The following is a 12,567-nucleotide window of genomic DNA, read 5'->3' on the forward strand; positions in this document are numbered from 1 at the left end:
CACGCTTTGCCTGAAATGCCTTTGTTGAATTCAAATCAATCAGGCCGTTCGTCGCAATTGTCCCGCATCTGCGGCGTTCTCGTCAACGAACGCCAGCAATTTATCCCACGCTTGGGTGTCTGCCGGGACGGTTGCGGCGGCGCGGTCGAGGTCTTCCAGCAGGACGGCCGCGCTCAGATACATCGCGGTCGGGATGTCGCTTTGTTCCAACGGGGAGCCAAGTCCGCGCAGGATGTCCTGCAACTCGTTCGGGAACGGTTTGACCTTCGCTCCTTTGCGGCGGGTGGCGGCTCGTGCCCAGTTGGCCGCCACGACCCCCAAGGCCCGGAGGTCGCCTTCGATGGTTCCCTCGGTGGCGCTCGGGGAATGAACCCACGGCGGTTCGCCGATGCCGATGACTTTGACGATGCCAGAGCGGGACAGCGAGAATGATTCTTCCGTGATTCGGCCGTGCGTCAGGCCGACTTCATGGGCCGCGTACAATCCTTGCACAATCTGAATCATCAAGCGATGCCAGACGCCCGGCGAGGAAACCGCCGACGACCACTCGCTTCCCGGCAGGCCGATCACCCATTCTTGCAGAACGGCCGGGCGATTGTTCAGTTCCAGAACTTCCAGCGTGGCCGCCACATTGGGATGAGCCAGGTCGCGGGCCGTGCCGAAGCGTTGGCGGTATTCGTCCGGCCGGACGGCATCCAGCATTTCCGATTCGCCGAGATGTCGCAACAGGCATGTTCCCGATTCGCCAAGGCCGGGAGAGCTTCCCCCGAAATTCTGTTGCGGATCGAATACTCGGTAGACCGCCTCTCGTTGGGTCGAAAGAAGCCGGTCAATCACCCGGAATCGGCCGAGCATCAGGGCGTTCAGGTTGCCCGATTCGATCAGGGCCAATTGATACAGCGTGAGATAACCGCCTGAGAGCAGCACATGCCGCAGTGTGCGACGCTGCCGCTTGGCGTCTTCCCAAAGGACTTGCAACGATTCACGGTCGATGATGTCCAGCGTGCGGAGCAACTCACCCAATTTGCGGTCGGCCGGGTCAAGGTCCGGCGGCATGGTCAGGATGGGGGAACTCACGCCCGCGGCCGCAGGAGCGACGGGGACCGTTTCCTGTTCCCGCGTCGGCATTTTCAGGATGCCGGATTCGCCGACGCCCGGATTTTCCGAGCGATATTTGCTCCATCGTGTCTCGGCCACTTCGCGGAATTTCTGCTTGTACCAATCCCGCATGTCGCCGAGATGTTTGTCCACCTCGACACGCTTTTCGGTCACTTCTCTTTCGACCAACGCCAGCGTCTCGGCCTGTTTCGCCAGTTGCTGTTCGGTGGCTTCGACTTCCTTTTCGCGGCGGTCCAGCCGGGTTTCGCCGTGATGCAATGACTGCCGAATGTTGGCGAAGCGGCCCTGCCATTCAACCAATTGTTGTCGGAAGGTAGCCGTTGTCAGCCGGTGTTCAGCACGGGCTTTTTGAAGCGTTTGCTCCTGTTCGCGAAGTCTGGTCACTTCTTGCTGCAACGCTGTTCGGACAGTGTCCAAATCGCCTTGGCTGCGCTGCGCGTAGGCATGCAATTCGGCCAGTTGGCTCCGCATCGCATCGCGGGCTTGGGCGGTGCGATCCATCGCCGATTGGGCGCGGGCCTCAAGATCGGGCATCTGCCGAAGCAAGTCGTCCGTGCGGGCAGACAACGCGGCTTTCAGTTCGATGATCTCGGCGGCCGCCCGGTCAATGTCGGCCTGCGACCGTTCGCGGTGCTGTTCAAATTCCCGCTGTTGGATCGCCAATTGTTCCCGTTGGGCGCGGATGGTGATCTCAGCCTGGCGAAGTTGTTCGTCCCGGCGGGCGATGTCGAGGGCTTCCTCGTCCGTCAACCGACGCACGTTGGTTGTGTCTTGCCGCAGAGTTTCCAGTTCCCGGAGTTGGTCCGCAATCTGCTGGGCTTGTTCTTCGATCAGGCGGGTACGGTCGTCCAGTTCCCGTTGTCGCGTGGCCAGTTCCTCGGCTCGCAGACGAAGTTGTTCCTGCAAGGCATCGCGAGAATCCTCAGCCTGTTTCAACGCCGCTTCCCGTTCTCGCAAGGCCACGCGGTCGAATTCCACCCGCTGTTGAGCCTCCAGTAATTGCTCCGCGCGGGCGTGAACTTCGCTCACCTGTTCGGCTTGCTCGGTGGCTTGCGCTTGCAACCGCACCTGAAGTTCGCTCAGTCGCTTGTCCTCGGAACCCAAATGTTCCTGCATTCCGCGCAACCGATCGACAGCCTGTTGCATCAGCGAAGAGCGTTCTTGATACAGCCGGAAACTCTCGGCATGGCCGTCGCGTTCCTGCTCGACCACTTCGCGGACCGTTTCGGCCTGTCGCAATCGCTCTTGAGCTTCACGCGATTCTTGCTCGATCTTCGCCCGGTCGTCAGCCACCCGCATTTCCTGCCGCAACAGGTCGTCTTTGAGGTATTCCAACCGGGTTCGCAGGGCGGCCAGGGTGATCGATTGATTCTCGAAAGTCGCCACCCGTTCGTTGAGTTTTGCTTCTCGCTGGTCTTGTTCTTCCCGTAACCGGGCGACTCGCTCTTCTTCGTTCTTGACACGTTCTTCCCGCTCGTCGAAGAGTTCTAGTTGCTCCTCGAAATCGGTGATGTCTTTCTCCAAAGCCGCGTGCCGGCGATCTAGCTCAGCCGCTCGTTGTGTTTGCGATTGTTCTTTCGCCTCCAGCGCGGCCGACAGGCGGTCCAACCGGATCAGGTCGCTTGTGTACTGGCTCTTGGCCTGTTCACCGAGATCATGCAATTGACGGGTTTGAAGCTCCCGGCCGGCAATGTCCACTTCCCGCCGGGCGAGGTCTTCTTCCCGTTGTTTGAACCGCATCTCAATCAACCGGCGGTCGGCCTCGAAGGCGTCGCGCTGGCGTTGTAATTCGCCATGCTGTGTGTCGAGCAACAAGCGTTGACGCGCGACCTCGGCTTCCTTTTCGACCAGCGCCTTCAATCGCGGATCGATATTCTTTTGTTCTTCCTCGAATTGTTGTTTGCGCTCCCGCAATTGCAGGGCGGTTTCCCGAAGGGCCAGTTGAAGCCGCTCGAGTTCCTCCCGGCGGTTGCGGTATTGATCGTTGAGTTCTTTTTCGAGCCGGTCGCGGACCACGATTTCCGGTTCGCGGACGGGTTCCGGCTTGTTACGCTCGCGGGCGATTTCTTCGCGGGCTGTTTGAAGTTCCCGCTCAATTTCCTGACGCCGTTCGTACCAAAGCACCCGGTCGGCTTCGAGTTCCTGACTTCGCTCTTCAAGTTCTTTGGCTTGTTCTTCCAGCAGGCGTTTTTGCTCCACCCGGTCGTCTTTGGGAACCGCCACGGATTCCGGCTCGGCGAACGGGAATTCGATCACGGCCGGGGTTTGACTTTGCGTGCCGTAATCAATCGAGATACCGAGATCAACCGCCCCGACCGACACGACATCCCCGTGCTTGAGGGATGTCTGGCCGCTTGGCGGCATCGGCGAACCGTTGACAAGGATCGGCAGAGAGGGTGCCAGCTTGCGGAGCCAGACTTCACCGGGAGATCGCCGGATCAGACAGACATTCGGCGGGATGTTAGTGCCGGGCAGGCGGAGATCACAACCGGGCACAGAACCGATCAGAAACTCTTCCCCGGTGACATCATACGTGATCGGACGGGCGGGGCCGTGCCGTACTTCGACGCGCACGGGGAGGCCGTAAGATGATTGACGTGATGTAGATCGTGAGGCCATGTCCTGTCGCCGGGTCGCGGGGAATCCTTGCCGCCGCCGGACGTAATTCGTCCGCGCTCACATTGGAACGCAACCGCCGGGTTTTGACAAGGCGAGTTTTTCATCAAGAGTAGAGCAGAGCCGAACTTCCTTAAAAGTTCGGCTCGCCGAAAACGTGATTGGTCGGTCAAGACGCCTTATCTCCAGTAGTAATGCCACGAGTAGGCTTGCTCGGCACTTTGCCCCGGAGTCAGTTTTGCCGTCCAAGTCACGCGGCCGACACCGTTGAAATGTCCCCACCAGACCGGCCACGGGTAGTAGCTCCACCAGTCCGGCCGACCGATGTGATGTGTTCCGTCATCGTCTTCCAACAGGTTGACCATCTCGGCCTTGGCCCCCTCGCCGGCCTTGTCCACATTGCCGAGGACGTAACGGGTGACTTCCACCTCGATTGGCTTGCCGCTTTGGTTGGTCAGTTCGATGGAACTGGCAATGTCGATTCTCCAGAAGGCGTCCCCGTTGAACGTGGCGGCGTTCGGAGTCCGCTTGCTTTCTTTGTCGTTCTTTTTCACCCGCACATCCACGGCCGTGGTCAGCGTCAGGTCCACGCTGCCATTCTTCGAGACATAGGTCATCATGCCCTGCGAAAGCACCTTGCCGTCGCGGAGGATCAAGGCCGGAGCGGTCGTGAGCGGTTGTTGCCCGCCGTTCATCAGGCGAATTTTGTGCAACACCTTCGGGGCATTCATCAGTTTGAGAAGTTCGGCCGTTTGCGGATTGTTCACTTGTCGGCGCAGTTCGAGCGGGGGAGCGTATGGGACATCAAGGGTGTAAATGTCCTTGTATTCAAGGTTGTGCTGCGAGACCGGCAGCACCATTCGTTGCCCCTTGGCGAGCGTGACGTTTTTCACGGTGAACACAAACAGATCTTCGCTCTGGTTGCCTTTGGCTTCGATTTCCGGTCCGAGATCGACCGGAGCCGCCCCGCCTCCGCCGGGCGGGGTGCGGCTTTTGCGCACTTCGCCGCCACGGGCCACTTGCGTCATCATCGAATTGCTCAGGGCAAATTGCGTCGAGGCATCCGTCTGGAAATAAGTGGAGAGTTGAGCCACCGCCTGACTGAGGGCGATCGGGTCGGTGGTGTCTTTGAAATAGAACGACGGAACACCGACGACGAGGTTGATGGTGGCGTCTTTCAGATCAGTCAACTCGTTCAACAAGGTGGCCTGCAATTTGACGACCGCCTTGCCCTTGGCATCCAGTTCGATGCGATAACCGGGAATCCAGCGGATGCCCTTTTGCACATAGGCCATGCCGACCTCGGCCGTGTTCGCCGGTGGTTGCCCGCCCCAATCCAGCTTCATCGTCAGTAGATTGCGAAATTCCTCGTCGCTCACTTTGGTGTCGTACTTGCCGACGAATTTCACATCGGTGAGTTGCTCCACCGGGACAGCCCGAGTGCCTTCGATGGTTTTCAGGAGCAGAATGTTTCCCTTCATGGGGACATGCTCCACCCCAGTCGGCGGCAGGGTGGCATCCAGTTCCTCAGCCGAACGTGTCAAAAATCGCACGATGGTGGCCTGGTAGGAGGGTTTGGTCCCTTCCGTGACGATCACCTCGGCCCCGGCGTTGGCCTCGATCAATTCCCGCAGTGTCATCGCCGTTCGTTCAACCTTGACCCGGCGACGACCGGCCGTGACGGATTGCAAGGTCGCTTTCTTGTCGAGGCTATACGGCCAGAATGTTCCCAGCACGGGTGTTGGCAGCAGATCCAACAACACATTTCCCGAGGAATCGACGGGCATGGTTCCCTGATGGACGACATACGCATGACCGTCCTTGAAAACGGTCACTTCCTTGACCGGCATTTTGGCGAGGGCGCCCAGCGGCGCGGCTGGTTCGGCATGGCCGGCGCCACATGCGAGCAACAAGATCAGAACGGCCAGCCGGGTGGGTTTCAAGGGACACCTCGCAATCGATGCGGAAGAGGATCAGAATGCCGAAAGTATAACCTCCTTGTTCGGCGACCGGCGCAACACTTCGGTAACGGCGGCCAGCGATCCGTTCGTAGAATCACGCTTTCAGAGATGAGAAGGAGAAGCAAGGGGTATGGATCAAGCAACTGTCATTGAAGAAACCCGTCGTTGGATTCAATCCATCGTGATCGGTTTGAACTTGTGCCCGTTCGCCCGGCGTGTTTTCAACGACAATACGATTCGGTATGTCGTCAGCGAGGCCACCGATGAACAAAGCCTGTTGACGGATCTGGCGACCGAGATGAACAACCTCGCCACCGTTCCGAGAACGGAGGTCGAGACCACCGTGCTGATCCACCCGGCCGTGTTTCATGATTTCCTGGATTACAACGATTTCCTGGATCCAGCCGAGCATTTGCTCGAAACACTCGGCCATGAGGGCGTCTTGCAACTGGCGAGTTTCCACCCTCAATACCAATTTGGCGGCACCAAGCCGGACGACGTGGAAAACCATACCAACCGATCCCCATATCCGATGCTACACCTCCTCCGGGAAGAGAGCATCACAGAGATTGCCGATGATCAGGAGGCGTTGGAAGCGATTCCCGAACGCAATATCGAAACGCTCCGAAAACTTGGCCGCGAGGCGATCTTGGAGAAATTGCGAGAGATCACCATCCGATGATGGTGTGGGCGTGATTATTTTCGCGGTGGTGTCTGTCTCGGTCACTCGCTTCGGAGCGAAGGAGCGCAATCATCAATACTGCCGCGCATCAACAACGCCTGAGAAGCCAGAACCATTATGTTGATTGACGGGAGATTCTTGCTGTGTTGTAATCATTTCACCTGTCTCGCAGCGAGTCGCTCATGCCCGCACCCATATCCCGCCGTGATGTTTTGGCCGCCGGGGCCGCGCTGGTGGCAACTGATTTGACGGCATTGCCTTGGTCGGGACGACCTCTCGGTAGTTTGGTTCCTTTGAAGACACCGGAGGTGCTGCCGATTCCTCCTGGAGCGTTCCGGCGGTTGGGTCAGGGTCGGGCGAGGATGCGGAGCAGCATCAGCGGGTATCGTGTTCACGCCGGCACATCGTTCGCCGTCACGGCAACACGGGATGAGATCTGGGTATGGGACGCCGCCAAGGCGCGCGTCCTGAGCCGGTTCAAATTCCCGGATGAAATCGACCCGTCCGGGGGGCGGCTGACTGATGTCGGCACGCTGGTCATCTTGGGGCGGGGTAGCGGCAAAGGGGAAAAGATCTCGTTTAGTGAATTTGCCCTGCCGGGCGGTGAGCTTGTCGCCCGAGGCCGGCCGGACCGGATCGACAATTATGATGAGGTGATCTTTTCAGCCGATGGAAAACGGGCGCTGGTGGCCCGAACCGGGGCGGTCACGTTGTTTGAACTTCGCGACGCGAAGAAAATCTGGACGGTCGAGATATCCAATGCCCGGCTCTGCGGGTTGGGCTTCGTCCCAAAAACGGACTGGGTGACGGTGGCCGTGGGTGACACGGTGAAAGTGCTGCACGCAACTGATGGCCGGGAGGTAGCCACATTCGCGGATCATGCCGAAAAGAAAGCCGTCGATGCTCCGTCTGCTTCTGAGCCGGTGATGGCCGTTCATCTGTCACCCGCCGGGGATTGGCTGCTCGCTGTTCATGGGGATGATGACACCTGTCAGATCGCGGTTTGGGATTTGAAGACGCGCAAGAAACGAATAGCGGTTCCGTTTCGCGGCACCATCGTGCATGTGACAGCCGACGGAAGGACAATTCTCAAGCTGGCCGACCATAAGATCGATACGTTCGAGGTTGCCAGCGGCAAAATCACCCGGTCAATCCCCGTGCCGCGAGGGTCTGAATTCGGGGCGATTGCCGACGGCAAGACTCTGGTCTGCGACTCCGGGGACACGCTGGCGATCATGGATGCCGTCACCGGCGCCGACTTGCCGGTTAATACGGACCCGCCGGACTTGCCGACTGATTTGGAATTCCGCGGCCCGAACCGCCTCATTGGCCGGTTGAACACATGGGGCGGTTGGGTGGATTGGGATTTGAAGACTGGTGAGTCAAAACTCATCCGGCCGGCTTCAACCATTGGCATGGTCCCAATGGCCATTGGCAGGGATGGAAAACACTTCATTTACCGGGATGACAAGAACCACCATCGGTTCCGGGCCGATGGCGCTCGGGCGGCGATGACGCCAATCGTCAAAGAGGCTGTCGAAGACCGTGAGGCGAAGAAAATCTTCGCCGCCGACCACGGAGTGGGTATCGCCGCTTATGTCGAGGGAGATCAATTGGTGCGTCACGACTTCGCCACCGGCGAGCATCGGGTGCTCCGCAGGGGGGCGGGGCAACGGGCGTGGGGTGGTTTGGTGGCGTCGTGGAATCAATTCCTTGCTTTCATGCTGTCGGAAAATGACTCTGATGCGGGAATACTGGAAGTGTGGGATGTGGCGGCGGGCGTTCGACTAAGAAAATTTGAGCGGAACGACTCGTCTCGCCAGATCGCCATCGGCCCCGGCGGGGCATTCGTGGCAGTTGTCGGCGAGGACCGTGGGAGGGATTCGGGTGATCGGCGCGGCGAACCGCCCAATTATTTGCTCGTTTTTTCCACATTGACAGGCAAGCCGATCATCCAATCGAAAATTCAAAAAGAGGGAGGGGCCTGCCATTTCTCGCCCGATGGCCGCCTGATGGCTTGCCAACAGAAAAACACGCTTGCCATATGGGATTTGCATGGGGCGGGAGTGCGGCAGACATTGGCGATGGACGAAGTGAATTCGGTCGCGTTCTCGCCGGATAGCAAGACGCTTGCGACAAGCGTCCCCGGCGCTCCTGTGTTTCTTTGGAATCTGCACGCATTGCCCGGCGACACTCGCCCGCCAGACGAGGCCGCCGTTCTCCGGGCTTGGGAGGCAATGGCCGGGAACAAGTGTGACGAGGCATTCGCGGCCGTGCGACTCCTGGCCGCGTTCCCGGCCAGATCGTTGCCATTGTTAAAGGAAAAAATTTCCCCGGATATTGGCCCGGACATCGCCCGGATGAAGGCGTTGTTTGCGGACTTGGATCATGACCAATACCGCCGCCGGGAAGCCGCCAGCCGTGAACTGGCGACTCACGGGCCGGCCGCCCAAGCCATCGCCCGCGAAGAAATGCGCCGACCCAAGAGTCAGGAACATCTTGTCCGACTGGAACGGCTGGTCGAGGCCGAGCATCAGAAAACACCCGCCGACTTGCGGGCGATCCGCGCTGTCGAAGTGGCCGAAGTGGCCGCCACCCCGGCCGCCGATGCGTTGCTTGCCCATTGGGCGACCGGTTTCCGAGGGGCCTTGCTAACGGCCGAGGCCAAAGCCGCGTTGGTCCGCCGGACATCGGAATAAGACGGATTCTGGCTCTTTTCGCCAGCCAAAAGCACAACAACACGACACGATCTGTTTGAACTGTCGCTTCGGCTGTTTTCATTTTGAGTGTGGCAACGAAATCAGGACAGACGATCTTGGGGATGTTCGGGAGCCACCATACAATGACAACGGTTGTGAATCGTCTGTTTTTCCGCAGCCAACACGCCTGATCCCTCCGAGTTTTTCACTTGTTCAGATTCTCAACCCGCCCCATTGGTTCGTGAAAGACCTCCCCCACCGGTGATCCATTCGATGAGCAATATTCTCTCCCAACGCTGGCTCCTCGACCGCCGCCACTTCCTTCGCGGAGCCGGGGCCGCCGTGGCGTTGCCGCTGTTGGATGCCATGAGCCCTCTGCGGGCCGCGCCGACCGCCTCCGACCGGCCGCGCCGCAGCGTGTTTGTCTACATCCCGAATGGCGTTAACGGCATGGCTTGGCAGGTCACCAAGCCCGGCCGCGAGTATGCCCTGTCGGCATCGCTGAAACCGCTGGAGAAACACCGTGACGACTTCACCGTGTTCAGCGGGCTTCACCACCCGAACGGGCTTGGGCAAGCCCACGTTTGTGCCGACACTTGGCTTACCGGGGCCAAGATCGACGCCCAAGGCGCCCGCAAATACGAGAACAGCGTCTCGTGCGACCAACTGATGGCTGAAGTCACCGGGCCACACACCCGGTTTCCATCGCTTGAACTCTCAATTAGTTCCGGAACCGGACAGCCCGGCAATTCAACGACGCTGGCCTTCTCCCGAGATGGCATCCCGCTTCCGGCCGAGGATAATCCTCGGCATGTCTTTGACCGTTTGTTCGGGGTGGAGAAGGGGGGGGCCGAAGCCCAGCGTGCCCGCCTCGCCAAGCGACGGAGCGTCCTCGACGCCGTTCACGATGACGCCAAATCGCTTCGTCGCGACTTGGGCGCCGACGACCGTAACAAACTGGATGAATATCTGCATTCGATCCGTGAGGTGGAACAACGAGCGGCCCGGCTTGACGCCTGGCTGAACGTCCCGAAGCCGGTGGTGGACAAATCCTTGGCCGCTCCGTTCCAACGTGACGTGTCCAAGGCCCAGGCGGGCGAATATTGGCGAACGATGTTCGACTTGATCGTTCTCGCTTTGCGAACGGACATGACTCGCGTGGTGACTTACATGAACGGGAGCGAGGGGAACGGCCTCGCCATCCCGGAGATTGGCATCACGCAGGCCCGGCACAACTTGTCACACCACAACGGCGATCCGGTGATTCTCGACCGCCTCGCCAAAAGCGATGCCTTCCTCATGCGGATGTTCGCCGGTTTCCTTGACCGGCTCCGCGAGGTTCAAGATGGTGGCGAACCATTGCTTGATCGCACAATGGTTCTGTTCGGCAGCGGCATGAGTTATGGCCACAGCCATGCGAACAGCAACCTGCCGATTTTGCTGGCCGGCGGCCGGGGATTGGGACTCAAGCACGGGCGGCACATCGACTACAACTTCCCGAAGGGAACCAACTACTCGCTCACCTACGGCGAGTGGCAATCTCTTTGCGGCAGGCCGAAGGATGACAAGGCCCGCCTCAGCAATGTGATGCTGACGATGTTGCAAAAAATGGACGTGCGAACGGAGAAGTTTGTTGACAGTGTCGGGCCGGTCTCGGAGGTTTTGGCGTGACCCGGCTTTTCCTCGTTGCCGTCGTGTTCGCCTTGCCGTTTGCTCGCCTCTTTGCAGACGATGTCCCAAAGGCAGACCCACGATATCCGTTCCGTACTGATTCGGCCAACCCCAATCGGCCTTGGTTTCAACCCAAGCCCGGCGAGTTCCCTCCAGCCGGATCGGCTCACCGGATTGATGGCGAATTGGTGACTGCGGACTTTGTCCACCGCACCGGCCAGTTTCGCACGGCTGACACCGGCGAGTTAAAGGATTTCATCCTGCCGCCTTACGGGGCGATTCGTCACTTAAACACCGATGCCGACCTCCGAGACGTGCCGCTTGGCACATTCGGCCGATTCTTCCTGCACCCGGATTCGCAAGGCAATTTCACCCGGCTTGCCGTCTGGAAGGATCAATTCACTGCCGATACGGCCGATGGTATCACTTACCGGCTGGATGAGGCGAAACCCGGCGAAGGCAAGTTATTTGCCACTCGTCATGCCGCCAGCGATCTTGGCAAGACAACGCTGATGGTCAGCGACACAACGCGGGTCTGGAAGGGGGGCAAACGTGCCAAACTCGCCGACCTTGTGATCGGCGACGAATTGCTTGTCAACCGCACGGGCGTCACCAAAACCGATCCTGGCCATTGCACCGATGTGTGGGCCGGGGTTGATACACACAAGCTTGTCACTGAAAAACAACGGCAGACACATGCCGTTTTTCTCAAGGCACGCGGTCTGGCCGGGTGGGTTGACCGGACTGAGGGCCGGACACTTACCATCACGCTGTTCGGCGGGGACCGGGCCGAGTTTGAAAAGATGTGGCTGAAGGATTTTGCCATTGGCCGTGATCCGCATGTTGTCGTCACAAACGACGAACTCCGCACATGGAACCCGCCGGTGGATCATGAGCGGGGCAAAATCATCGAGGTTCAACGTGACACGGAAGATGGCTACGGCCGCGGCGGGGTCCGGTTGCGGGTGACAGTCAACTTCATGCTTGAGGGCTTCCGCAGGAGACGGGTCTTGCGGGTGTTTGCCGGGGGCTGGCCGCTGAAAGACCAGCCGTTTGGCGAACAACTTTTTCACTACGGCGCCCGCTCGTTGCCGACCGAACTCATGGAGTTGCCGCCGAAGGAATATCCCGGCCAGTTCCCGTTCCGCACTGATTATGGCAACGAGAATTTTCCGTGGTATCGACTCAAAGCCGGGGTGGCGCCGCCAGTATATGCCGAGCATCAGGTGTTTGGCGAACTCGTGTCTGTCGATGTTGCCCGCCGAACGGGACAGTTTCGGGCTGACCGCTCCGATACGATGGTTGAGTTCTCACTGATCCCCGAGGGAAAAACTCGGTATCTCAACGCTGAGTGCGATTTGTCAGCCATCCCGGTGGGAACTCGTTGCCGGTTCAGCATGTATCAGGATGCCGCCGGAGCTTTCACCCAAGCCTGTCTCGTCACTGACGAATCCACTCATCTCATTGCCAATGGCGCTTTGTGGCGGGTCGAATCACTGCTCGATTCAGGGAAAATCTACGCTGCTCGTCAGCCCCCCGGCGTGAAAAACGATCAAGGTGATCCGGAACAACCGCCTGACATTGGCCGCGCCGAACTCCGGTTCAATCCGGAAACGCGGTTTTGGAAAGGTGACCGGCAAGTGACGGCCGGTGATCTCGCCGTCGGCGATTTGTTGCTGGTCAACGTCACCGGCGAAAGGCCCGGCCATCCGTCTCGTTGCACGGATGTCTGGATTGGCGCTGACACGCACAAGATGGTCATTGAACGGCAAGCCCGCAAAACGATGCCGAAACGATAGAACGCACAAAGGATTTTTTG

General features: G+C 59.3%; 6 protein-coding genes. 4 read left to right on the plus strand and 2 right to left on the minus strand.

The window, feature by feature from the left end:
* Window positions 1-39 precede the first annotated feature (39 nt).
* Together BGIM_RS0130830 and BGIM_RS0130835 are read right to left on the minus strand one after the other, a co-directional pair.
* Window positions 40-3,738 carry an FHA domain-containing protein gene (locus BGIM_RS0130830; RefSeq protein ID WP_157369550.1) on the minus strand — a complete coding sequence of 1,233 codons (3,699 nt, stop codon included), beginning with the start codon at window positions 3,736-3,738 and terminating at the stop codon, window positions 40-42.
* 176 nt (window positions 3,739-3,914) lie between these two features.
* Window positions 3,915-5,678 (minus strand): hypothetical protein, encoded by a 1,764-nt coding sequence (locus tag BGIM_RS0130835; RefSeq protein WP_020473534.1) that lies wholly within the window; start codon window positions 5,676-5,678, stop codon window positions 3,915-3,917.
* A gap of 148 nt (window positions 5,679-5,826) precedes the next feature.
* Between BGIM_RS0130835 and BGIM_RS0130840 the strand changes: the two genes are divergently transcribed.
* From BGIM_RS0130840 to BGIM_RS0130855, 4 genes are all read left to right on the plus strand, one after another.
* Window positions 5,827-6,378, plus strand: coding sequence for a DUF1415 domain-containing protein (locus BGIM_RS0130840; RefSeq protein ID WP_020473535.1), 552 nt, complete (start codon window positions 5,827-5,829; stop codon window positions 6,376-6,378).
* 182 nt (window positions 6,379-6,560) lie between these two features.
* Entirely contained in the window at window positions 6,561-9,077 is a 2,517-nt protein-coding gene (locus BGIM_RS0130845) for a WD40 repeat domain-containing protein (RefSeq protein WP_157369551.1), read from the plus strand.
* A gap of 273 nt (window positions 9,078-9,350) precedes the next feature.
* Window positions 9,351-10,748 (plus strand): DUF1552 domain-containing protein, encoded by a 1,398-nt coding sequence (locus BGIM_RS0130850; RefSeq protein WP_020473537.1) that lies wholly within the window; start codon window positions 9,351-9,353, stop codon window positions 10,746-10,748.
* Window positions 10,745-12,547, plus strand: a complete 1,803-nt coding sequence (locus tag BGIM_RS0130855; protein ID WP_020473538.1) for a hypothetical protein — start codon at window positions 10,745-10,747, stop codon at window positions 12,545-12,547. The genes BGIM_RS0130850 and BGIM_RS0130855 overlap by 4 nt, the downstream gene beginning before the upstream one ends.
* The last annotated feature ends 20 nt before the right edge of the window (window positions 12,548-12,567 follow it).

The sequence above is a fragment of the Zavarzinella formosa DSM 19928 genome (genome assembly GCF_000255705.1).
Taxonomy (GTDB): domain Bacteria; phylum Planctomycetota; class Planctomycetia; order Gemmatales; family Gemmataceae; genus Zavarzinella; species Zavarzinella formosa.